Source organism: Fusibacter sp. A1 (assembly GCF_004125825.1).
Taxonomy (GTDB): Bacteria; Bacillota; Clostridia; order Peptostreptococcales; family Acidaminobacteraceae; genus QQWI01.
The window spans coordinates 249,307-273,581 of the sequence record NZ_QQWI01000004.1 but is presented as its reverse complement, the minus strand read 5'-3'; the positions used below and the strand labels follow the sequence as shown (position 1 = coordinate 273,581).

Here is a 24,275-nt window from a genome sequence, read left to right as displayed (position 1 = left end):
CACTAAGGGTTCTTTTTATGCAACTCTTTTATTACATTGTTTTTGCTCATTTGAAACCAGCTGAAACTTTTCATCTGAACATGTACTTTTAAGGCGCTGCGCTTGAAATGCAAGGAAGGATAGGTAGGTGAGTGATTATTGCCTTGCTTTTGGAGCGGAGCGTCTTAGGGAGAGTGAGATTTGATGAATGGCGGATAGTTATTAGGTGAATGAAGAATTGTTATGACCAACCCTTAGTGTGGTTTTATAGATGGCACTTCTCTTACATCCTCTGATTTAGAGTTTTGGGAGCAGTGCATATTTTGAAAACCACACTAAGGGTTCTTTTTATGCAACTCTTTTGCTAGCTAGCGGCTGATCATTAGGTGCTGGCTGGCATTTTTCAATTGAACATATACTTTTAAGGCGCTGCGCTTGAAATGCAAGGAAGGATAGGTAGGTGAGTGATTATTGCCTTGCTTTTGGAGCGGAGCGTCTTAGGGAGAAGGTGAGGGAGAGTGAGATTTGATGACTGGCGGATAGTTATTAGGTGAATGAAGAACTGTTATGACCAACCCTTAGTGTGGTTTTATAGATGGCACTTCTCGTACATCCTCTGATTTAGAGTTTTGGGAGCAGTGCATATTTTCAAAACCACACTAAGGGTTCTTTTTATACAACTCTTTTGCTAGCTAGCGGCTGATCATTAGGTGCTGGCTGGCATTTTTCAATTGAACATATACTTTTAAGGTGCTGCGCTTGAAATGCAAGGAAGGATAGGTAGGTGAGTGATTATTGCCTTGCTTTTGGAGCGGAGCGTCTTAGGGAGAAGGTGAGGGAGAGTGAGATTTGATGAATGGCGGATAGTTATTAGGTGAATGAAGAATTGTTATGACCAACCCTTAGTGTGGTTTTATAGATGGCACTTCTCTTACATCCTCTGATTTAGAGTTTTGGGAGCAGTGCATATTTTGAAAACCACACTAAGGGTTCTTTTTATACAACTCTTTTGCTAGCTAGCGGCTGATCATTAGGTGCTGGCTGGCATTTTTCAATTGAACATGTACTTTTAAGGCGCTTCGCTTGAAATGCAAGGAAGGATATTAGGGCTAGGAAGGATTGCCTTGCAGTTGGAGCGGAGCGTCTTTAAGAAAATGTGGAAGTCCACTTTATGCATTCCCATATCTGCTATAATGAATTAGGAGGTTTTCTTATGCCGATAAAAAATAAATTATTACATATTCTACCGATCGCCCTTGTGCTTATGATCGGAATCTGGTTTGACGATGTTCAGGGGGTTCGCTTTTTCACCCTGTTCGGATTGTGCGGGTTGATCGTATTACAGCACGTTTTCAGGGTTTTCTTTCATGAGGACAGGCGTGTTTTTATGACCTTTGTTTTAGAGATCCTGTTGCTGGTCATTTTAGAGATGCAGTCGCGCTATGTGGTCAATTACTTTTTCCATATCGCTTATCTCACGCTCCTGATCGATATGACATTCGGAGTCGCTGGTGTGAAGTGGTATCTGCTTGCCGGAGCCGCCGTGGCGGCATCCATGCTTAAATACGTCTACCTTTTAAGTATCAGCTTAAGCGTTGGAAACATCGCACAAACGGCGTTTTTGGGTCTTGTAGGCATCTCGCTGATTGTCGCCCTTTCACTCTTTAAAGAGATCGACGCCCAGCGTAGTGAGAAGGAAGTGCTCTACCAGGAACTGTTGAAGGCGCATAAGCAGCTCAAAGCCTATTCCGATCAGGTCAAGGAGCTTGCCGCCCTGGAAGAACGCACAAGACTCGCCCGTGAGATACACGACACCCTCGGGCACGACTTGATAGCGACGGTGATGTCGCTTGAAATGGCTCAAAGAAAGTCTGAGGATGATGAGCTAAAAGCAATACTGCAGCAGGCGAAAACCTCTGTGAAGAAAGGGCTAAGTGACATCAGACAGGTCGTCAGCGCCTTAAGGCTGCCGTCTGAGCGCTTGGGTGTAAAGGAGATCGAAAACCTGATCTCTGAATTCGAGAGCAAGAGTGACTGGACCATAATAAGGACCATCGATGTACCAGAGGAAGACCTAAATGAGCAAACGGTCACGACGCTCTTCAGGGTGGTTCAGGAGTCGCTAACAAATATCGCGAAGCACGCCCATGCAAGCTTTGTGCAGATCATCATCATCAAAGAAGAGGCCGGAATCGTGTTCAGCATCGCTGACAACGGAATAGGCGCACAGGATTCTGGTGAAGGGTACGGTTTAAAGGGAATCACAGAGCGGGTTGAGGCCTTATCCGGTGCCGTCAAATTTGAAACAGACAAAGGCTTTACCGTAAAAGGGATACTGCCGCTTGGGGGAGACCATGATTAGAATAATGATAGCAGATGACCAGCTCATCGTGCTTAGCGGATTGAAGACAATACTCAACATGGAAGAGGACCTAGAAGTGGTCGCCACCGCACCGGACGGTGAGGCGCTGCTCTTTGAACTGAAAAATCAGACATGCGATGTGGTCGTCATGGACATACAAATGCCTAACCTTGACGGTGTCGAAACCACCAAAAGGGTCAAGGATCTGTACCCCGAGGTTAAAGTACTGGTGCTCACCACCTTCTTAGACGACAATTACGTACTCGACGCACTCAAGTACGGCGCATCGGGCTACCTGCTAAAGGATACTGCGCCAGATGAGATTGCAAACGCCATAAGGACCGTAAGCGGAGGCGGCACACTCCTTAACGAACACGCTGCGACAACGGTGATGGCAAGGTTAAAAGGAACAGTCCAAGCGCCTGTAAGGAATCCGATAATCGATGAGCTTACCCAAAGAGAAGTGGATATCTTGAAACTGATCGGTCAAGGGAAGAGCAATAAGGAAATCGCAAAGTCGCTCTTTATCACGGAGGGAACGGTAAAGAACAACATCACACGCATGCTCTCAAAGCTTGAACTCAGAGACCGGACACAGCTTGCAATTTTTGCGATTCATAACAATGTCGTAGGCTAAGGACGCCCATGTGAGGCGCAGTAGTGACAAAAGTAATGGTTTAAACCATAAATCGAATGACTTTTGTGAGATTCGCGACACGTGAGGAAAGCCTATACTGGTATCAGGAGGTGTGGTTATGAAAAACACAGGCATGATTTTATTGGCATTAGTATTGGTACTTGCACTCGTCGGGTGTCAGTCCAAGGACTACGACAATTACCTTGAAGCGGTCGAAAGGACAGACCAGGTGCAAAGCGGTGTACGTGAAATGGAAATCGGTTACGGCCTTCAGGTCGATGAGGCCAAGATGGAAGGCGTGGACATCGAGCTGTTTAAGGCGATGAACAACATTGAACTGACGCTTACAGAAACCTTCGACAAGGAAGCGGGCAGGACCAAGTTTGATATCTTCACAGTATTCGGCGGTATAGGCATCGACAGTCAGGTAGTCGCTTCGAGCGATAGGGTCACAGTCGAGATACCGCTTTTAGGAAAATATGTTTACTTGAATCCCAAGGAGTTGAGTATGGATGAAGAGGTCCTCTCAGGCGCTGTGGTATATCAGCTCGATGAGGACACGCTAAAAAGTATCGACAAGGCGTATAGGGAAAGCTTTGGCGAAGAGGATGTCTTTAGGGGTGAGAATACGGTAATGGATACTCCGGACGGACTTGTGAAAGCGACTAAATATGAAGTGAGGATCAGCGATCCCGCACTTAGGAAATTCGCAAAAGAAGCACTAAGCGCTTTAGGGCAGGATGAAAACATAGACGCCTATCTGTCTTCCAATGAAACTCCACTAAAAAAGGAAGAGCTGATGAGCGCGATTGAAAAAGTGATCGATACGACTAAGCTCATGGAATTTGAGATCATCCATTACCTGGACCACGACGGTTATGTGATCGATAGAAGATTAAGCCTTGTCGCCAGTCTTGAGAATGAGGAAAGCTTTATCACAGGATTTAGGTTTGACATGCATATGACCCTAGGAAAAATTGGTGATGCGGTTTCTATAGAATTTCCGGATGTGGATGAGAAAGACATGATTCCTTTAGAAAACCTAGAAGAGGAACTCCCGAAACTGCTGGAGAGTTTCGATAAAGAATAACGGAGGCGAAGAGGATGTTACTTAAGGTTGAAAACCTAAAAAAGAACTACGGTACTTTAAAAGCCGTGGATGGAATAAGCTTTGAAGTGGAAAAGGGTGACCTGATCGGCTTGCTCGGACCCAATGGAGCAGGAAAATCGACGACGATTTCGATGATTTCGACCTTAATCGTCCCAAACGGGGGCACCATCAGCTACGGCGGAAAAGATATCGTCAAGAATCCAAAGGCGATACAGAAGCACCTTGGCATCGTCCCTCAGGAAATAGCCCTTTATCCGACGCTTAGCGGCATGGACAACATGAAGTTCTGGGGAAAGGCCTACGGGCTCAAAGGCCAGCATCTGAAGGACCGGATTGAAGTGGTATCTGAGATCATCGGTATCAAGGATAGGCTGAAGGACCGCGTGGACAAGTATTCGGGCGGTATGAAAAGAAGGCTCAACATCGGAGTGGCACTGCTTCACGAACCCGAGCTACTGATCATGGACGAGCCCACAGTGGGTATCGACCCGCAGTCGAGAAATCATATTTTAGAGACTGTCAAAGAACTCAACAGGCAGGGGATGACAATCATCTATACCTCCCACTACATGGAAGAGGTCGAGTTCTTATGCGACAAGATCAGCATCATGGACAAGGGTAAAGTCATCGCAAGCGGTACAAAAGAGGAGCTTCTTGAACTGGTGCCCCACAATGAACTGCTAACGGTCACCTTTGACAGGATAGAGGACGACCTGCTTGGAATCCTAAAAGGAATAAAAGGCGTTTCAGAAGTGAAACGCAAGGAGAACAAGGTCGAAATGATCGTTGAAGAGAACAATATCTTGAAGCGAATGATCGAGACACTTCAAGACACGGAGTATGAAGTGCTTTCGATCGATATTGAAAAAGCGAATCTTGAAACGGTGTTTTTACAGCTAACAGGTAAAGCGCTCCGAGATTAGGAGGGGACCTATGATGTTTATAAATCTATTGAAGCGGGATCTCAAGACAGCGCTTAGCGACAGGCAGGCGATCCTTACGCTGATCGTGATGCCCATCATCCTTGTGACCATACTTAGCTTTGCCCTATCGGGAATCTTCGAGGATGGAGCACCGGTATCTGTCATACAAGTCGGAGTCGTTTTCGATTATGAGGCGAAGGCACCTTCTGACTACCTGAGGGACACTGCTGCGGTGCTACTGCTTGATGATGCGGCGCTCAGCCAGTTTGACAGTGTGGAAGCGCTCGACTTTGAAGAACTGTTTATGACTGACTTTTTAGGAGCAGAGGAAATCGAGGAACTTGTCAGTGCGAAAGTCATGGACAGGGAGACGGCCTATGAAAGGGTCAAAGAAGGAAGTCTTGACAGCGTCATCATTTTTGACGGGAATTTTTATAGCAATTATATGATCAACAGTGCGACACCCCTTAAAAACCAGGCACCCATTCAAGTGGTGTCGAACAACGACAATTATCTTAAGAGACAGATCATCGAGATGCTGGTGGACGGTTTTTCCACCCGTATGGAGGAAATGTGGACTGTCAAGAACCTGATGATGGGTGAACTCTTGTCAAAAGGGGATGTGGCTATGTTTGAACAGCTGGGTACCCAGCTAGAAGCGCTGTTTTCAGCTGATGCCACAGGGGAGATGCTCGCCTTTAGCCAAGAAGTGATCAAGGGCAGGACGACCGTGACGGCACCGGCCTACTATACGATGGCCATGCTGGCGATGTTTCTGCTCTTTACAGCAGGCTACGGGTCAAGGCTGATGCTCGAGGAGCAGGAGGCCTATACGCTTCAAAGGCTTCATATGACAGGCGTATCCAGATGGATGATACTCATGAGCAAATTTGTACTGATGTTCCTTCTTGGCATGGTCCAGCTGGTCGCCATGGTGATGTTTTCAAGCATCGTCTTAGGTGTCGTTTGGGGAAGTCTGCTGGCTGTAGTACTTACAGCAAGCGCGTCGATTTTCGCAGTTGCCGGTATGGGACTAATGATCGCGGTGTATACCGTGAGAACCGGTAATTTCAAAGTAGCCAACATGCTTGAGTCCTTCATCTTTCAGGTCATGGCCTTTTTAGGAGGCAGCTTCATTCCCTTGTCGGTGCTGCCGGGATTCTTTAAGACACTCAGCAAACTGACGGTCAACGGCCTTACTATGAACGCGTTCTTGCAGAACATGCAGGGGTTCGACATGAGCAGCTACCGTTCGGATCTGTTTGCGCTTATCGCAATGGGAACAGCGTTTCTTACCATAGCGATTGTCGCCTACGGCAGAAAGGGGAAAACACATGAGAACACTATTATGGCTGAAACTTAAAAAACTCAAGGACGACTATAAGATCATGCTTGTCATGATGGTTCTCTCCATCGCTTTTGTCGCCATTTTCAATATGGCAGGCTATAGCGGTTCTGCTACGAGGATCGGTATCGAACGGTCAAGCATGGGTTGGGATGTGGAAGTAGAGGCAAGACTTGAAGGCGGTTCCAGCTACGAAATCATATGGTTTGAAAAGGGGCTTGGAAGCACTGCCCTTGATAAGACTGAAATAGATGTCCTATACGTGGTGGACGTGTACAGCGATGAAAAGATCGAAGTCAGCAAGTTCAAACTGAGAGAGGATATGAACGCCATCGCAGCCGAGCAGGCCTTCGAAGGAAAGTGGCGAGGACTTCTCTCGAGGGATGCGCTTGTCGACAAGGTAAGTGCTGTCTTATCGGGGATGTCGGGTACAAGCGCAGAGGCGACCTATTTAAAAACGGTCGACTACTTCGACAAGCAGGACCGCCGCGGGGTGGACATGATGCCTGTCGTATCGAGTCTGATCGAAACAGACAGCATCTGGTCGGGATATGACAGTTCCCTTCACGGACTGATCGGCTTCACCATCATGTTCGCCATGTACACTGTTACCTTCGGCGTAGGTGATATCATCACCGAAAAGAAAAACTACACTTGGCAAAGGGCGCTCGTGTCGCCGATAAAAAAATATGAAATCATGTTCGGCCATCTGGTGAGTATCTTCGTCTTAGGATTTTTGCAGATCATGACGGTCTTCATTTTCGGCCAGTTTGTCCTGAAGATCGATTGGGGAGTGGGCAACCTGGTGCCTGTCGCCATTCTGGTAGGTGCGTTCAGTTTTGCGATCACAGGCATGGGCCTTCTGCTTACGGGTATCGTCAAGTCGATGAGCCAACTCGGTGCCACAGCACCGATCCTGATCACCGGTTCTGCCATGCTTGGCGGGTGCATGTGGCCCCTTCAAATCGTAAATTCCAAAGTGATGCTCATGATGGCCAACTTCACGCCACAAAAGTGGGCCATAGAGGGCATAGAAAACCTAACGATGTACCACCTTGGAACAGACACAATCGCCACACCCCTCATCATGCTTTTGATCATGGGAACCCTGTTCAGCATCATAGGCTATGTGCTTGTAGACAGGCAGCAGGTGACGTGAGGGGTTTAAGAGAAGTGATATGGTTTAATAGAGTTAGGCGGGTGGAAACACCCGCTTTTGTTTTGCTTTTGCGAGGGTAGACATAAAGGGTCAAGTTTGTGGGGGGAGATGCCGATAATGTATGTATAACATGTAGATTGGATGTGAGACCATGAGGATAAATCGTGATTTGATGCAGGCTGCAAAGCAGCTTTACAATGATTTGAAAAGTCCTGAGGCGAATGCTGTAGGGGCTACGACTATAAAAGAAAACGGGACTCCTACAAATGAGAGTCCTGATTTGAGTGGGCTGACAAAAGAAACGCAGGATGGTGTCAAGCTGCTTACTTCTTTAGGTGTCGAAGCGACACCCGAGACGATTGATGCTGTCAATAAGTTCATGACTGAAGCACCTGGTACGACGGCTGAAAAGCTGATGGCTATTTCGATGATCGTGGACAAGGGAATGCCCCTTTCTCCGATGCTGATGTCGGATATCCACAATTCGCGCACAGTGTCGCTTGTGGATTTCATAGCCCCTCAGAAAGCCCCTGTGAGGGCGGGTCAAAAACAGGAGGAAGCCCTTGCGGATACAGGTAGTGCAAAGAATGCCGTGCTGTCTGTCGTCACATCGCTTGACGGTCTTTTACTGGATTTGTTGGAGGCCTTATCTACAGATAATCCACAGGTTGTGGACAGCGCTGTGGATAATACTTTTGACCAGGCGAGTTACGAACAAGCCAAAACCGACCTTTTGGGAGTTACAGAAAAAGCATCGGATGATGAGAATAGGTCTTTGCAGCATGAACCTAAAGGGCACGGCGAGCACTCTATAGGACATCAGGGTAAGGATTTTCTCGATGAGGACCATCTGGTGGAATTACTGGAGCAATTGACTGAAGCGGTAAAAGAAATGCCTGTGGACGAGGTGCAAGCGCTCGCATCCATGATGGTAGAGGCGCTTCCGCAGCAGGTAAGGATGGTGCTTGAGGAGACGGTCACTCCAAAACTTGCCCAGGTGAGGAACGAGTTCAATACCTTCAGAAAAGAAATCAACAGGCAATTGAACGACATTGTCTCAAAAGAAATACCGATGCCTAAAGAACACAAGGTACAGCTGCTTGACAAGCTGATCGATAAGTTGGATCAGGCGGTGATGAAATCGGAGATAGGGCTATATATCAGCCTCAAAGGCGAAAGGGACTTGTTAAAGCAGTCCGCTGTGCTTTCTGAGGCCAAAACCCACTTGATGAAGGGTGATATCGTAAAGGCCGAGGACCTTGTAAAGCAGGTCGTAAAAGCCATCGACGAGATGACATTCAAGCCTACGCTTAAAAAGGCGGTGGTTGTGATGCCGCTTGTTCAGTCCAAGCTTCAGGACGGTATTGGCTATGAGGATATCAAGGAATGGGGCAGGGACATGGTGGAGGAGTTTTCAAACAGTGAAAAATCACCCGCTGTTCTGACGCACTACCTAAGAAGGATGGGCGTGAACCACGAAGCCGAGGTTTTTCAAAAAGTCTTCGGGTCTGAGGGGAACAAGGCTTCTGAAACGATGCCGTCAAAACCCCTTGAAAATCTTAAGAGCATGCTGATGAGCCTGGCAAAAACAGGTGCCACAAGCGCTGAGCAGGAAACCGTCGCAAAGACACTATCGCATATCAACGGGCAACAGCTTAACATGAAGGTGACCGACAAACCGCAGCCGCAGCAGCTGATGATCAACATACCCATGAGTCTTGAAGGGCATCTTACTGACGTCAAGGTCTTTATCAAATCAAAACAGAAGGACATGAAGGTGGACTGGGAAAACTTCAACATGTTCTTCGTGCTCGACACCAAGGCTTTTGGTGATGTGGGAATCAAAGTGGCTTCAATCGATAAGAAGGTCAAGGTTGAGGTGCTCAACAACAATACAAATGCAGAAGCCGCCATCAAGCCGCTTACGGAAATGCTGAAAAACTATGTCGAGGATGTCGGATTTTCTGTCACAGGGATCAACTTCAATTCTTGGGGGAACGAGCATCCTACAAAAACGAATCCTCCAAAAGAAGTTGCGAAGCCTGAGCCCTTTTTAAGAGAGAACAGGGGGTTTGACTTTAAGGTATGATGACACCTAAAAAGCAAAGTGAAAACACGCAGATCGCAAGCGAACTGTTAAAGAGAAGCGCCACTCCCATCGAACAGGAGCTTGAAAGGCTTTCTGAGGAACTGGACACGGATATCAGAGACAACCTTCCGCCGCAAATGCTTGCAGTGGTGGTTGGGGTGCTAAAATTAATTGAAGATATCGAGGAGAAAAAAGATGAAGATCAATAAAGTGAGCAAATCGGGCGCAGCCCCTTCCAAAGTGAAGGCGCCTCAGGCTGTCGAAGGGACTTCGTTTTCTGACCTGATGGGTGATAAGAGAGAAAGCGACACGAGGCATGAGCTTGAACAGCTGATGCTTGCCATCCGGTCTGAGGGCGACAAGCTTGTGGATGCCAAAAACATCGAAGTGCTCGTGCACTACAAACGCATGGTAAAAGACTTTGTTTCAAGAGCGGTGGATTTTGCTTTTGAGATACAGGATAGAAAAGGTCTTTCCAGGTTCGGTAGGGGTAAGGTGCTCAAGGTGGTATCCCAGATTGACGCCTCACTCGTTGAAATCACACAGGAGTTTCTTGCTGAAGAAAGAAACAGGATCAAACTGCTTTCGAAAATCGGAGAGCTTCAGGGCATGTTGTTGAACATCTACGCTTAATCTTCGGAAACGTTTGCACCATAAAAATTTATTTATTGTGTTGACAGGAGGGGACAAATGTCATACACTCATATACAAATCAACTTGATTCTTCAAAAGCGATGACGAGAAGAGTAGGTTTAACAAAGTTTTCAGAGAGCCGGTGATGGTGTGAATCCGGTAACGGGAGTTAAATTGAAGAACATCTCCGAGCAGCTGACCGAAACTTTTTAGGAGTAGGCTCAGACGGGTTCAGACCGTTATATCTGTTAGGTATCGTAATCACCGTACCGAATGAGTGGGAAACCAACTAGAGTGGCACCGCGGAAGTCAAACCTTTCGTCTCTTATATACAGAGATGTTAGGTTTTTTGTTATTTTTGGGATGTTGGACTAGCTAACCTTGCCCGACTGAAATGACAATGCTCACTTCCACTCAATCGTAAAAGAAACGTGGCAACTACGTCTATTAAACGATAAAAGGAGAATTGTTATGAAAACAAAAACTAAAATCCCTACAGGTTATGTATCACACTTAAGTCTGATGGAGACTGAAATAGCGATTAAGACATTAAAGGACTACTTTGAGCGTACACTGGCTAAAAAACTGGACCTTTTAAGGGTTTCGGCGCCGCTCTTTGTAAAGCGTGAAAGCGGACTCAACGACGACCTAAACGGGGTTGAGAGACCCGTCGGATTCGACCATGAGGATTCTAGGGTCGAAATCGTACATTCACTTGCCAAGTGGAAGCGTATGGCTCTAGGAAGATACGGATTTGAAGTAGGCAAAGGCCTATATACCGATATGAACGCGATCAGACGCGATGAAGTGCTGGATGAACTCCATTCGATGTATGTCGACCAGTGGGACTGGGAGAAGGTCATCACAAAAGACATGCGAAGCGAAGCGACATTAAAAGAAATCGTAGAAGCCATCTACAGCGTATTTAAAGAGACGGCTGCACATATGAGTGCGATCTATCCTGTCCTATCCTTCGACCTTCCAGAGGAGATCTATTTCGTATCTACTCAAGAGCTTGAAGACATGTATCCTGAAATGTCGACAAAAGAACGTGAGGATGCGATCACAGAAAAACTAAAAGCCGTATTCATCAGCAAGATAGGCCATGATCTGGTTTCTGGAAAACCACATGACGGAAGGGCTCCTGATTACGACGACTGGACGCTAAACGGAGATATCGTCTTTTGGAACCCGGTTCTGAAGCAGGCTTTCGAGCTTTCGTCGATGGGTATCAGAGTGGATGAGGACGCCCTTGAGAAACAACTTGAACTGAGAGGCGCTTCGGACCGCCTGTCAATGCCTTTTCACAAAGCACTGATGGACGGTGAACTGCCCTATACCGTAGGTGGCGGAATCGGCCAGTCGAGAATCTGCATGTTCTTCTTACAGAAGGCTCACATCGGCGAGGTTCAGGCAAGTATTTGGGATCAGGAGACACACAGTGTTTGTCAAAAGCATGGTGTAGTGCTTTTATAAGCATACAGTAAAAGCGCTAATGGACACTTCTATCTGTGATAAACAGCTAGAAGCTTCCATAGCGCTTTTTAAGTTTTTTAATAAGTTTAGTCCATATCCGAATCGAGCTGCTCGGACAGGTAGACCGATTTGTTGGTGCATTTCTCGATCGCTTCCATGATGGTTCCCCTGAATCCGCTTTTTTCGAGTGAAAATAGCGCCTCTATGGAGGTGCCACCGGCTGAAGTGACATTGTCCTTAAGCTGTCCTGGGTGGACGCCCAAGTCTCTTACCATCTTTGCAGACCCGAGAACGGCTTGCGATACGAGCTTGTAGGCCTGGTCGCGGTTCATTCCCTTTAAGACAGCACCGTCTGCAAGGGCTTCGATGAACATGTAGACGATGGCGGGGGATGATCCCGAAATTGCGGTTACCACATCCATCAGTTCCTCGTTGACTACTTCAGTATCGCCAACACAGTTGAAAAGGGCCTGAGCGACGTTCATGTCCTCAGCTGTCGCGTGTTTGTTTGTGCAAAGCGCCGTCATCGCTTCTCTTACGAGTGCGGGAGTGTTGGGCATGGTTCTGATGACCTTCACCTTTTTACCGAAGCAGTTTTCAACATAGTCGGTGCTTACACCGGCTGCGACTGTGACGATGACTTGGTTTTCACTTACAAGATCTTTTATCTCATCGATGACTGTCTTGTAGTATTTGGGCTTGACAGTAAGGATGACGATATCTGCGAATTCTACGACCTTGCGGTTGTCATGGGTCACCCTTATCCTAAAGTCTCCACGGATCTTTTCGAGACGTTTGTTGCCCGGATTGCTGGCTTTTATAGCACTGGGAGAGAATTCACCAGAACTGATCATGCCCGAAATGAGCGCGTATGCGAGGTTGCCGCTGCCGATAAATCCTATCTTTTTTTCCATGCCTACCTCCTGGTTTTATTTTTAGCATAACTTGACACAGGTACTTGCGCAAGTGATGAGAAAAGATGTATATTAACAATGTGTAACAATTACCCTATTATATAAGGAAAACTAAAAGGAGACAAGGAAATGTCTAATATAAAACGATTTGATGCGGGAATCGATGCCAAGCGAATCGTCATCAAAGTAGGAACCAGCAGTTTGACCCATCCGTCAGGTCTCTTGAACATCAAGAAGATCGAGCAGCTTGTGAAGCAGCTGGCGGATCTTAAAAACAGCGGGGTAGAGGTGATCCTGGTCTCTTCTGGAGCCATCGGCGCAGGGATGGGAAGGCTTAAGGTGGACAAAGCCAAAAGCACCCTTCGCGAAAAGCAGGCGCTTGCGGCTGTGGGGCAAAACATACTCATGCATATGTACTTCAAGATGGCTGCAGAATACGGATTCGATGTGGGTCAGGTCCTGATCACGCGTGAGGACATCGTCGATGTCGAAAGGGGAGCCAACTCGAAAAATGTGATTGAGGCGCTTCTTGAAATGGGTGTCATGCCGATCATCAATGAGAATGACGCAGTGGCTGTCGATGAGATCAAGTTTGGAGATAACGATAGGCTTTCTGCTATGGTAGCGCAGCTTATCGACGCCCAGTGGCTGATTCTCTTATCTGATATTGACGGACTGTACGATGCAAATCCTAAAGAGGTGAAAGACGCCAAGCTGATCAGTCATATCCTCGGACTATCAGACGAACATAGATCTTTTGCGGGTGATTCGTCGACCAATCTGGGTACAGGTGGGATGACGACTAAGCTGATGGCTGTCGAAATCGCGCAGGAAAAAGGTATTCAGACGATCATCGCAAACAGCGATCAGGCAGATGTGATAACAAAAATCATGGACGGTGAGTTGATCGGAACATGGTTTGAAAGTGAGGAAAGCTAAATGATGAGCGTACTTAAAATATGTGAACTTGCCAAGCAGGCATCCTACAGACAGGGTGCCTATAAGGAACACGAACTCAATACGGCGCTGCTTTCTATCGCTGAAGGCCTTCGTGTGAACCAATCGGCGATCCTCAAAGAAAACGAAAAGGATATCCAGGCGGCTATCAAGGCAGGAATGAGTCAAGTGATGCTCGATAGGCTTAAGCTTACAGGGGAACGGGTACTTGATATGGCGGCAGGTGTCACCTCGCTTACCTTTTTAAAATCCTCCCACGGCAAGGTGCTTGAATCGAAGGTGCTTGAAAACGGACTCACAATCGAAAAGAGAAGCGTTCCCTTCGGTGTGATAGGAATGATCTACGAGTCCAGACCCAATGTCACGGTGGATGCCGCAGCCATCGCAATCAAGACAGGAAACGCGATCGTACTTAAAGGCGGAAAAGAAGCGATTCACACGAACCGTATCTTGGTTGAGATCATGAAAGAGGCACTTGAATCAAACGGCATTAGACCCGATGCCATAGGCTTTATCGATTCTGTGGATAGGACCGCTGCCGCGGAACTTTTGACGATGAGAGGATATATCGACATCCTGATACCAAGAGGAAGCGCAGGGCTTATCAACTGGGTCACTAAAAACGCCCAAGTGCCTGTCATAGAGACGGGTGCCGGGAACTGCCACATCTATGTCGACAAGGACGCCAACTTCACTATGGCGCTTGCAATCATAAAAAACGCGAAAACTCAAAGGCCTTCTGTATGTAATGCCGCTGAAAAAGTGCTGGTCCATAAGGAGATAGCAGAAAGCTTTTTAGCGGCCCTTGCAAGGGAGATCGGCGACAAAGTCACCTTCAGGGTCGACCCGCTGGCAAAAGCCTATCTGAAGGAATCAGAGCTGATGCTTGCAGACGAGTATTTCAAGGAATACCTGGACTATATCCTGGGCATTGGAATCGTAGACGATGTCTACGGCGCAGTGGACTGGATCAACAGACACAGCACCCACCATTCCGATGCCATCATCACTGATGATACGATCATCGCCGATTACTTTTTAAACATCGTCGACTCAGCGGCAGTCTACCACAACGCGTCCACCAGATTCACAGACGGAGCGGAATTCGGATTCGGCGCTGAAATCGGCATCGCCACCAGCAAGATCCACGCAAGGGGACCGATGGGCCTTAACGAAATGACAACCTACAAGTATGTCGTGATCGGTAACGGGCAGATTAGAGGGTAAGGGTTAGATTTCAGCGCTCCTTCAGAACGAAAGCTCGCGTGGTCGCTGGCCTTGTGCCAGCCCTCTTTTCCGTAATCTTATTTGGTAAATAGCAGAGCGGGTAGGTTTTATGTCTAGCCTCTCTTAAAACTATTTTATGGATTCATAAAAAAGAGTGGTTCCATATCAAAAAAAGCCGATCGCGAGATCGGCTTTTACTTTATTTTTGCTCCAGATACTGATCTAGCCCTCGGGATCTGAGTTCACAGGCGGGGCAGGTGCCGCAGCCGGATCCTATGACGCCGTTGTAGCAGGTGAGGGTTTCGTTTTTGATGATGTCGAGCACGCCGAGCTGGTCGGACAAGGCCCAGGTTTCTTTTTTGTCGATCCACATGAGTGGCGTATGCAGAACGAAGTCGAAGTCCATCGCCAGGTTTAAGGTCACATTGGTCGATTTGATGAAGACGTCCCTGCAGTCGGGATATCCGCTGTAATCGCTCTGCGACACGCCTGTGACGATATGGCTGACTCCTCTTTGCTTTGCGAAGACGGCGACAAAGGTAAGGAACAAGAGGTTTCTACCGTCCACAAATGAGTTTGGCGTGGTCTCGTTCTCTTTGACGTGTTCGACAGGAATGTCCACCCTTGTAAGGGAGTTGGGAGCAAGCTGGTTCAATAGGCTCAAGTCCAATATGTGATGCTCGAACCCGTGGTTCTTGCAGATGGTCTTCGCACACTCGAGCTCTTGGATATGCTTTTGTCCGTAATCGAAAGAGACGGCGATGACTTCACTGAAGCGTTCTTTGGCCCAAAAAAGGCAGGTGGTGCTGTCCTGTCCGCCGCTGAATACGACGACTGCTTTTTCATGATTCATGGTTAGACTCCTTTGGCATCGGGGTGCCAGATTATTTTATGAAGTTGAAGTTGAAGTGTCACGCCGTTCAGGCGGTGCTTTTTCATAAAATCGACCATCGCCTCTGGGGTGATGCTTCCAAAGACCGGGCTGAAGTAGATGTTGGTGCGGCCTGTAAGCGAGTACTTTTTGATGATGCTGTACGCCTCATCCATGTCGGCTTCAGAACCGATGACGAATTTTACGGTATCCTGTTTTCTGATAAGCTCCAGGTTTTCAAGGTGCATGGACTCAGTCATGCCGCTGCTAGGTAGCTTGTAGTCCATGATCAGATCGACAGCGCTTAAACCCTCATGCTCCAAAATCGGTCTGATCGGAACAGAACCGTTGGTCTCGATGTCGATCTTATAACGGTCGCTAACGAGTGCGGTGAGAAGTTCAACCGACTTATCGACAAGCAGCGGTTCGCCGCCTGTAAGTGTCACATGTTCAAGACCCGAAGCAAGTATGCTTGATTTTATCTCCTCTGCGCTCATCTTCACACTAGGCGCATCAGGAGTGATCGCCCATGCGGTATCGCAGTAGCTGCATCTAAGGTTGCATCCCTTTAAGCGAACGAAGGTGGCGAGTTTGCCAGCGTTAAGTCCTTCTCCGTTGATGCTGTCGAAGATCTCCACAACGTCATATAGCGTATCAGACATGAGAAACCTCTGAATAAGTGGCACGGTTTGTAGGAGTTTCAAAAACGGTCACACCGGACAGGTTGAAGCCTTGCGCCTTTAAGGCGTCGTGAAAATGTTTGGCAAAGCATTCCGCCGTCGGTCTGAAGTCGATTTTGATGATTCTGAAACCCTCGTCAGAAAGTGCCTCTATCGTTTTTGCCTTTAAGGTTCCTTCTTCATAGATCATGCTGTGGTCGTAGAAGTCAACTAGGTCCTTAAGGGCTTTTTTTATGTCGCCGAAATCGACGACCATGCCTTTCAACTGGCCGCTGTCATGAAGCTGCTCGGCAAGGACGGTCGCTTCGACCACCCACCGGTGGCCGTGCAGGTTGCTGCATTTCCCTTCGTAACCCGATAAAAAATGGGCGCTGTCGAAATGACTCTGTGCTGTTATCGTGAACATGGTATACCTTCTTTCGATAATTGTTTTAAGCCGTATATGGCACATCCTAAGGCGCCGTTGAACGAGGGATCATCAAGTACGATGACCTCGTCGTAATCCGCTTTCAGATAGTGGATGATCGCTTGATTGTGTGAAACGCCGCCTGATAAGAGAAGGGTCTTCCCCTTGAAGGCGGCAAGCATCGGCTTTAGCCTGTTGTAGAGCGAATGGTTGACACCCGCATAAAGCGAATGCATGTCCGCCCCTCTGGCGAGCTGGCCGATCAGTTCGGATTCTGAAAATACGGCGCAAGTGGCGTTCAGATGCACTGGGTTTTCATGATAGCTGCTCATTTCGTCGAGTGGAACGTCGAGTACGTTTGCCATGTTTTCGAGGTATCTTCCACAGGATGCCGCACATTTTTCGTTGAGCTCAAGATCTGTCAGCAGGCCTTTTTCGACTCTGATGACCTTTACGTCCTGTCCACCAATGTCAAGAAGGATGAAGTCCTTGTGGTTTGATTTATAGAGTGCTCCCCAGGCATGCGCCTTTAGCTCGTTGACGGCAGTGGATCCTGAGAAAGCCATGTGGTTTCTGCCGTAGCCTGTGGTGTAGATGGCATCAAAGGGTGTCTCGCTGATCAGATACGACTTAAAGGTGAGCGTATCGCCTGAGACGCAGTAGTCCTTATAGAAACTGACGGTGCTGACCTGATGTTTGTAAGTGACATGACCGTCTTCTAGGATGACCATTTTCACGTAGCGGCTACCGCAATCAAGACCTAGAACTCGCATGTGACACCTTCTTTCTTATCGTGAAGCATATCAAGATAGGCTTCTATCCTAAGTTTGGTTCTGGCATCAAGCACGGTGCTGGTATCGCCTTCGATATGGAGCACGGGGATATCCAGATGATGCTTGATCAAAATGTCGTCTATGGCCCGGTGGCAGAAAGCCTGTGTATAGTGGATGATGCCATCGATCCTTCTAAGGCTAAGCTGCTCTCTGATCGACTCGATTCTCGTCTTATTGTCATAGGGATACGTGTAATCCAGATACTGCTCGTTGATGGATAAGGCCAAGCTTGCCCTAGGGAAAGCGAACTCATTTTGCACCTCGTTGTAGACCACCATCGCATCAAGTGTTTCGATATAATCGTAAAGATCGCCTGTCATGGGTGGAACCCCAAGGTAGGCGAGCCTTAATCCTTTTGTGTTGACGGGCCTTTTAAGCATTTCCTTGTAGGCGTCTTCAAGCGTCTGATGAAATTTCTCAATCCCGACACCACCTAAGTCGCTCATGGCCACCTGGTAGAGATGGTTCTCAAATCCACCGGCCTGACCGGTGGTGACCGTAAGCGCGTCGATTTGTGAAGAAAGCTCCCGTAAGGGAGCAAGCGACAACCTTATCGCCTCGACCGCTTCGGTTGTGACTCCAAACTGGCTTTGGAGCGTCATTATCGAATGTTCCAGCCTGTGTGCATCTCGTCCGTGTGGAAACCCAAAGTCATACAATTTGATTCCCTTGAGCTCGAAGATGTCAAGAAGGCATTTCGTGTTGGTGCAGTCGCCTTCGGTGACGCCTACTACTTCTGTGATTCCGTTTTCGATACATGCGCCGTAGATACCTTTGATCCAGGCGCACATGCTCTTAGGGAATCCGTCGCGTTCTGCAAGTTCGATATACCTGTTGGGCTCATCGCTTGTGACAAACAGGTTGTTCAGGTCTACAGGAATCCTGCCTGCTGCAAGTAGAATCTCGATGGGCACGGTGGTGGTAAGTCCTATTTTAGTCATACGTTTCCTCTGTTCTTATTGTGAAAATCCCTCTTTTGGGCAATAAAAAAAAGCCCACTAGGGACTAGACACACTGCTGGAGTGCGCCTGGCCTAGTTTTAGTTATAGACAGGATGGTTACGAACTGTCTGTTATTAATCTCCGAGTAGTTTATCATGTTACAAAAAAAATGACAAGGTTGATTATACTCAAATAGTGCGGGCTTTATTTGTGTAGAAATTCATAAAATGTGGTAAGGTAATAGTAGGATTTTATAGCGGTTATTAAGGATGGAGGTACATATGAAAACTGAAATGCAGGCAGTACTTAAGTATCTGCAATCAGCAGGTGCTGAATATGCGGATATACGGCTCGTGGATACGCTCGTCGAGCAGATCGAGACGGAGAATCAAAAGGTTAAGAACATTGCGAACTCAAGATCAAGAGGTGTCGGAGTCAGAGTCATCTACGACGGATCCTTGGGATTCGCCTCAAGCCAGGACACGGTGGACTTGGAAAAAACGGCAGCGAAAGCCCTGGAAATAGCAAAAGCGAGCAGAGAACTTCAGAAGACTGCGATCACGTATTCAAAGAAAGAAGTGTTTGAAGACCATTATGTCACACCCATAAAAATCGACCCATTTAAAGTGCCGCTTGAACACAAGGTGGACTACCTTATAAAGTGCGAACGCGCGATGGCGACTTCTGCGGAGCTTTCTAAAACAGAAGGCATCATGATCTTCCAATTACAAGATAAGGTCTATGCGGATTCTGAAGGAAGCTTTATCACGCAGACCCTTTATGAGTCAGGTGGCGGTATCAAGGCCTACGCGACCCACGAAGGGGATACGCAGGTAAGAAGTTATCCAAACAGCTTTGAAGGAGATTTCGGTACAGGAGGCTACGAATATGTAGAGGATCTCGACATGCTAAACTATGCCGCTCAAATCTCCATACAGGCATATAATCTTGTTAGGGCAGAGGAATGCCCTAAAGGCGTATATGATGTGCTGATCGACAGCGATCAGATGCAGCTTCAGATCCATGAGAGCATCGGGCACCCCCTTGAACTGGATAGGATCTACGGATCCGAACTCGCATTCGCAGGAGGCAGCTTTGTCACTGAGTCCATGGTGAAAGAGGGCTTCAAATACGGTTCCGAGCATGTCACTGTGGTTTCTGACGCTCTGACAAGCGGAGCCCTTGGAACCTACGGGTACGACGATGACGGCGTAAAGGCGATGAGTGTCACTTTAATTGATAAGGGCATCTTGAAGGATGTGATCACCTCTAGGGATACGGCAAGTGTGTTCGGAAGCGTTTCGAACGGAGCCAACCGCGCGGACGGATGGCAGAACCTTCCGATCGTGAGAATGAACAATATCAGTCTTCTTCCCGGTGACTTCGAGTTGTTCGAACTGATCGGTGGAATAGAGGACGGACTTTACCTGAAGACCAACAAGAGTTGGAGCATCGACGATATGAGGGTCAACTTCCAGTTCGCAACAGAGATCGCCTACGAAATCAAAAACGGAAAACTGACAGGCAAGATTTTCAAGAACCCTGTCTACTCAGGTATCACTCCTGAGTTCTGGGCAAGCTGCGATGGCGTCGCGAACAAGAATTACTGGAAGGTGTTTGGAACTCCAAACTGCGGTAAGGGACAGCCTATGCAGGTCGCGCATGTCGCGCATGGATCCTCTCCTGCAAGATTTAGAAATGTAAAGGTAGGTGTGTAAGATGTTATCTAAAAATAGAGCATATGAAATCATAGATCTGATCACGAAATCGTCAAGATTCTACACGACGGTGACCATCGCCGCCAATGAGACGGGACTTACAAGGTATGCGCATTCAGAAATCCATCAAAATGTGGCTACAGAGGATGCTGAAGTGAACATTGTCGTTTTCGACGGTGAGAAGCTGGCGAATGTCTCTACAAACGTCTTGGATGACGATGCGATTCTTGCAGCGCTTAACAGCGCCGAACTGAAACTGCCCTTATTGCAGCCGAGCGGCATGGCTTTTGAAGAGTTAAAGGACCTTGCTCCGATTGAAGTGGAGGACCTGGACCTAGGGTTTGAGAGCAAGTGGGGAATCTCACAAAGGGCGAAGGCGGTAAAGGCTGCAGTGGAAGTGCTTGAAGATGGATTTGAACTGGCTGGAGCCTTTGAAGTGAAGCATACGGTCTATGCCTGGGGCAATTCGCACGGCGTAAGACGTTACCAGTCCGGATCGAACGCCCATGTCGAGGTGATGGTACTTCACGAAAGTGGAGCTAGCGGATTTAACGACTGCGTGTTCACCACACCTGACTCGCTACACTTCGATGAAATTGTAAAATTCGCCCTCGAAAAGGCCATACTTGGACAGAACAGCATCAGTATCGAACCGGGCGTATATGATGTGGTGCTCGAACCCCTTGCTGTGAACGATCTGGTTTCTTATACGGCCTATCTGGGATCCAACGCCAAATACCATGAAGACGGTCTGAGTCCTTTTACGGGCAAAGTAGGAAAGGCGGTTGCAAGCCCGCTTGTGACGATGACTGACGACCATACCAATAAGGAAGTGTCGGGTCTTGCCTTTGATTTTGAGGGCTACGAAAGACAAGTGCTAAACGTCATTGATAAAGGTGAGTTTAAAGGGATCGCCCACGATACTCAAACCGCCAAACATGCCGGTGTCAGCACTACAGGTCATTCAATGGGCTACAAGGGCGAGGGCGGCATACCTTTTAATATCGTAGTCGATAAGGGAAACCAAACCGGCAGTGATCTGATCAAGGGTCTTAAGAGAGGTCTCTTGGTCAGCAGGTTCCACTATATGAATGTCGTGGATCCGATCGCAGGCCAGCTGACAGCACTTACAAGAGACGGTCTTTTCCTCGTAGAGGACGGTAAAATCGTCGGTGCTGTGAAAAACCTGAGGTTCACAGATTCGATAGAACGGATCCTTAAAAATGTGGATGCGGTTTCTGAGGAAAGAATCACAGCTCCTAGCTTCTTTGGTACAAACCTCGTACCTGGAATGAGAGTCAAGGATTTTGTGTTTACAGGAAGAACCACTATCGAAGAATAGGACTAGACTGTCTTACCGAGTCAATAAAAACAAAGGCGTTGAAAGGCGATAAACTCCCTTTCAACGCCTTTTTTAGGTGCTTGCTTTGCATCTTCAGTCGCTTGCATCCCTTGCCTGTTCTTCGAGTAATCTGACAAACTCTTTCACCTCAAGCGGTCTGCTGAAATAATAGCCCTGCATGATTTCGCAGCCGCTTTCCTTCAAGAAATTCACCTGATCCACATTCTCCATGCCTTCAGCAATCAGATTGACCTTAAGCTTATTTGCCAGTGTGACAATCATCGAGGCGATCGCTCCGTCGTCGCTGTGGGGGTAGTCCTTAATGAACATACGATCCAACTTTAAGGTGTCAAAATCGAACTTCTTGATATAGCTTAGCGAAGAGTACCCTGTGCCGAAATCGTCCACTTCAATTCTGAATCCGTCCTGACGCAGGGCATGAAGGACTTCGCGGGCTTCTTGATTGGCATGCAGGAGGGTACTTTCTGTAATTTCAAGCGAAAGGTCCTCAGGTCTTAGGCCAAAAGGCGACATGGCATATTTAAGCTGGTGGTAGATCTGCTGCCAAGTCAGCTGTTGAACCGAAATGTTGACAGCCAGCCTGATGTGGATGCCTTTTGACTTTAGATCGCGTTGAATTTTTATGGTCTCCTTGAGTACGAACTCACCGATGGGTAGAATCTGCTTTGATTCCTCTGATAGAGGAATAAAGATGTTGGGAGGCACGTACTGATTTTTATTGAACCATCTTAAAAGGACTTCTCCACCGACGATCTTACCCGTGTTCACATTGAACTGTGGCTGGATATTGAGAATGAACTCATCTTTTAAAATGGCTTCTTTTAGTTCTCTGAGCATTTGAAACTGCTCGGAAGAAAGGTCCGCTACAGAAGGAGCGTAAACCGACCAGTCGCTTTCCTTGTTTACCTTGCAGTGATTCAGAGCGATCGTAGCGAATTTTATGAGTTGGGAGATATCCTCGCTATGGGCCGGATAGGTACTGATCCCGATGCTGACAGAAATATGGATCGTCTCATCACCGATATGGTAGACCCCGCCCAGCATGCTTTGCAGGTGGCTGACGATGAGAGGAACCGGCTGCAGGGCCTGATGGCACAGGATGAACTCGTCACCGCTGAGCCTGCTGATCTGGTAGTTCTCCTTTTTGAGTGATTCCAGTCTTTCGGCTACGCTCGTGAGGAGCTGATTGCAGACATGCACTCCGAACAATCCGTTTAGCAGTCTAAAACCGTCGATATTTATGATGATGATAAAGCGTTGAGTTTCAGGGCTTGCGAGAATGCTATTCGCAACTATTTTTTTAAAGTGTGTTTCATTTGGTAATCCGGTCAGCTCATCGAACTGCTTTAAGAACTGCAAATTCGAACTTTGTCTATTGATGATCTTGATGTGTGATTTGATGTCCTCTGACATGATGACCAGCGATTTCGCTACGATGCCGATTTCATCCTGCCTTGCTATGATGGTTTTTGGAATACTCAAATCGCCGCTGACAGGTGAGCTGTTTTGTAAAAGTGAGGAGATATCCAGTAAAGGCTTTGACAGATACCTGCTCATGAAATGGGCGAAGAGGATGGATTGGATCAGTGAGAGAAACATGGTGCCTGCGATAATCAGGATATATTGCCTTCCTGGTGTGAAAAAGTCCTTTGATGTGAACTGAACACCCAAGATCCATCCGTTGCCGAGTGTTTGTGTAAAAGCATGTTTTTTCTGATTTTTGATCTTATAGTTGAATTCACTTAGTTCAGCGGGTACGACCTCGTCGAAAGCCGCCTTGAAATAGGCATAAGTGCCGTCATCGGGGTAAATAAGGGGTTCTCTTTCACCGTTCAGCAAAAAAGCGTAGCCGTTGTCAAGCAGTCGCATTTCTGTGGTCGCACGTTTGACATTCTCATAGGTGATCTCGGTTCCGACGACTGCGAACAAGGTTCCGTCGATATGGTAAGCCTTGGTCAGTGAAACGACCTCTATTGCCTTACCGTTATCGAATGTCCAGGAATAGGGTCTGGTCCAATTCGAGGTATTTTTGTCAATTGCTTCGAACCACCACTGTTTCGCATCGGTAGGAAGGGGACCCTCACGAAAATAGGAAAGAGGAATGTTCGATTGACGTTCCACCAAAGCATCACCGTTCTGATCCGCATAAAAGATATCAAAGACTCTTCCTGTCAGTTCGGGATTGAGGTAGATGTAGGCCGTGTGACTTAACAAGTGGTTTTGAGCAAGTCTCTTGACATGAGAATCCCAGCTATCCATCAGAAACTGCAAGTAGTCCGGATCGTGGATTCTTGTAGGATCTAACTCGTCATCGATAAGTGAAGTCAATGAACTGATAATCTTATCTGCAGAGGTGATGTCCTTTTCGAGTGTCTGGACCATCGCTTCACGGGCAAACCGGGCGCTTGTCACGGTAGATTCCCGAAGCGCATTGTTTCCATAGACCAATGTGATAGTTCCTAAAAATAGAATGTTGAGGAGACTGACAAGTATGAGAGTTGATAGAATCTGCTTATGAATGCTATTGAACATGCGCTCACCACCTTTTGATACTTTGATACCCTGTATTTTTTATAATAACCGAAGATTCACTAGAGACGCCGTATAAAGTGAAAGGTCAAACTCACTGACCGGTGAGCCTTGTGCAGCTA

General features: G+C 47.4%; 21 protein-coding genes and 1 other annotated feature. Of the genes, 14 read left to right on the top strand and 7 right to left on the bottom strand.

Going from position 1 to position 24,275, the window contains the following annotated elements; translation table 11 throughout:
* Positions 1 to 1,192 precede the first annotated feature (1,192 nt).
* The 10 genes from DWB64_RS07080 (at position 1,193) to asnA (ending at position 11,714) form a co-directional block, all read left to right on the top strand.
* The gene (locus DWB64_RS07080; protein ID WP_164980291.1) at positions 1,193 to 2,341 is read left to right on the top strand and encodes a sensor histidine kinase; all 1,149 of its coding nucleotides are present in this window, start codon (positions 1,193 to 1,195) and stop codon (positions 2,339 to 2,341) included.
* A complete protein-coding gene (locus DWB64_RS07075) occupies positions 2,334 to 2,978 on the top strand; it encodes a response regulator transcription factor (RefSeq protein WP_129487512.1) in 645 nt (214 codons plus the stop codon). Before DWB64_RS07080 ends, DWB64_RS07075 begins: the two co-directional genes overlap by 8 nt.
* Positions 2,979 to 3,096: 118 nt before the next feature.
* Positions 3,097 to 4,068: a hypothetical protein gene (locus tag DWB64_RS07070; RefSeq protein ID WP_129487511.1), complete on the top strand. Its 972-nt coding sequence runs from the start codon at positions 3,097 to 3,099 to the stop codon at positions 4,066 to 4,068.
* A 14-nt stretch (positions 4,069 to 4,082) separates the two neighbouring features.
* Entirely contained in the window at positions 4,083 to 5,012 is a 930-nt protein-coding gene (locus DWB64_RS07065) for an ABC transporter ATP-binding protein (RefSeq protein ID WP_129487510.1), read from the top strand.
* Positions 5,013 to 5,022: 10 nt separating this feature from the next.
* Positions 5,023 to 6,375: an ABC transporter permease gene (locus tag DWB64_RS07060; RefSeq protein WP_129487509.1), complete on the top strand. Its 1,353-nt coding sequence runs from the start codon at positions 5,023 to 5,025 to the stop codon at positions 6,373 to 6,375.
* Complete coding sequence (locus tag DWB64_RS07055) at positions 6,347 to 7,516, top strand: ABC transporter permease (protein WP_129487508.1); 1,170 nt, start codon at positions 6,347 to 6,349, stop codon at positions 7,514 to 7,516. The genes DWB64_RS07060 and DWB64_RS07055 overlap by 29 nt, the downstream gene beginning before the upstream one ends.
* 151 nt (positions 7,517 to 7,667) lie before the next feature.
* Complete coding sequence (locus DWB64_RS07050; RefSeq protein WP_129487507.1) at positions 7,668 to 9,605, top strand: hypothetical protein; 1,938 nt, start codon at positions 7,668 to 7,670, stop codon at positions 9,603 to 9,605.
* Entirely contained in the window at positions 9,602 to 9,814 is a 213-nt protein-coding gene (locus tag DWB64_RS07045; RefSeq protein WP_129487506.1) for a hypothetical protein, read from the top strand. Before DWB64_RS07050 ends, DWB64_RS07045 begins: the two co-directional genes overlap by 4 nt.
* Positions 9,801 to 10,238, top strand: a complete 438-nt coding sequence (locus DWB64_RS07040; RefSeq protein WP_129487505.1) for a YaaR family protein — start codon at positions 9,801 to 9,803, stop codon at positions 10,236 to 10,238. The genes DWB64_RS07045 and DWB64_RS07040 overlap by 14 nt, the downstream gene beginning before the upstream one ends.
* Before the next feature lie 92 nt (positions 10,239 to 10,330).
* Positions 10,331 to 10,567 (top strand) — a binding site (T-box leader).
* A gap of 142 nt (positions 10,568 to 10,709) precedes the next feature.
* Positions 10,710 to 11,714 carry an aspartate--ammonia ligase gene (gene asnA, locus DWB64_RS07035; protein WP_129487504.1) on the top strand — a complete coding sequence of 335 codons (1,005 nt, stop codon included), beginning with the start codon at positions 10,710 to 10,712 and terminating at the stop codon, positions 11,712 to 11,714.
* Positions 11,715 to 11,800: 86 nt separating this feature from the next.
* On the opposite strand, the gene proC is transcribed toward asnA, so the two are convergent.
* Positions 11,801 to 12,628, bottom strand: coding sequence for a pyrroline-5-carboxylate reductase (gene proC / locus DWB64_RS07030; RefSeq protein ID WP_129487503.1), 828 nt, complete (start codon positions 12,626 to 12,628; stop codon positions 11,801 to 11,803).
* A 129-nt stretch (positions 12,629 to 12,757) separates the two neighbouring features.
* Here proC and proB point away from each other — a divergent pair, with 129 nt between their 5' ends.
* The gene (gene proB / locus DWB64_RS07025; RefSeq protein WP_129487502.1) at positions 12,758 to 13,567 is read left to right on the top strand and encodes a glutamate 5-kinase; all 810 of its coding nucleotides are present in this window, start codon (positions 12,758 to 12,760) and stop codon (positions 13,565 to 13,567) included.
* Complete coding sequence (locus DWB64_RS07020) at positions 13,568 to 14,812, top strand: glutamate-5-semialdehyde dehydrogenase (protein ID WP_206736653.1); 1,245 nt, start codon at positions 13,568 to 13,570, stop codon at positions 14,810 to 14,812.
* Between the two features lie 199 nt (positions 14,813 to 15,011).
* On the opposite strand, the gene queC is transcribed toward DWB64_RS07020, so the two are convergent.
* From queC to DWB64_RS06995, 5 genes are read right to left on the bottom strand one after another with little or no spacing between them, the layout of a single operon-like run.
* Positions 15,012 to 15,665, bottom strand: a complete 654-nt coding sequence (queC, locus tag DWB64_RS07015) for a 7-cyano-7-deazaguanine synthase QueC (RefSeq protein WP_129487501.1) — start codon at positions 15,663 to 15,665, stop codon at positions 15,012 to 15,014.
* A gap of 2 nt (positions 15,666 to 15,667) precedes the next feature.
* The gene (queE, locus tag DWB64_RS07010; RefSeq protein ID WP_129487500.1) at positions 15,668 to 16,345 is read right to left on the bottom strand and encodes a putative 7-carboxy-7-deazaguanine synthase QueE; all 678 of its coding nucleotides are present in this window, start codon (positions 16,343 to 16,345) and stop codon (positions 15,668 to 15,670) included.
* Positions 16,338 to 16,769 (bottom strand): 6-carboxytetrahydropterin synthase QueD, encoded by a 432-nt coding sequence (queD, locus tag DWB64_RS07005; protein WP_129487499.1) that lies wholly within the window; start codon positions 16,767 to 16,769, stop codon positions 16,338 to 16,340. Before queD ends, queE begins: the two co-directional genes overlap by 8 nt.
* Positions 16,757 to 17,542, bottom strand: coding sequence for an acyl-CoA dehydratase activase (locus DWB64_RS07000; RefSeq protein ID WP_129487498.1), 786 nt, complete (start codon positions 17,540 to 17,542; stop codon positions 16,757 to 16,759). The genes queD and DWB64_RS07000 overlap by 13 nt, the downstream gene beginning before the upstream one ends.
* Positions 17,530 to 18,543, bottom strand: coding sequence for a 2-hydroxyacyl-CoA dehydratase (locus DWB64_RS06995; RefSeq protein ID WP_129487497.1), 1,014 nt, complete (start codon positions 18,541 to 18,543; stop codon positions 17,530 to 17,532). Before DWB64_RS06995 ends, DWB64_RS07000 begins: the two co-directional genes overlap by 13 nt.
* 281 nt (positions 18,544 to 18,824) lie before the next feature.
* Here DWB64_RS06995 and DWB64_RS06990 point away from each other — a divergent pair, with 281 nt between their 5' ends.
* On the top strand, positions 18,825 to 20,261 hold the full coding sequence (locus DWB64_RS06990; RefSeq protein ID WP_164980290.1) for a TldD/PmbA family protein: 1,437 nt from the start codon (positions 18,825 to 18,827) through the stop codon (positions 20,259 to 20,261).
* 1 nt (position 20,262) lies between these two features.
* Complete coding sequence (locus DWB64_RS06985) at positions 20,263 to 21,603, top strand: TldD/PmbA family protein (RefSeq protein ID WP_129487495.1); 1,341 nt, start codon at positions 20,263 to 20,265, stop codon at positions 21,601 to 21,603.
* Between the two features lie 93 nt (positions 21,604 to 21,696).
* Here DWB64_RS06985 and DWB64_RS06980 read toward each other — a convergent pair whose 3' ends face one another.
* Positions 21,697 to 24,156, bottom strand: coding sequence for an EAL domain-containing protein (locus DWB64_RS06980; RefSeq protein WP_129487494.1), 2,460 nt, complete (start codon positions 24,154 to 24,156; stop codon positions 21,697 to 21,699).
* Between the last annotated feature and the right edge of the window lie 119 nt (positions 24,157 to 24,275).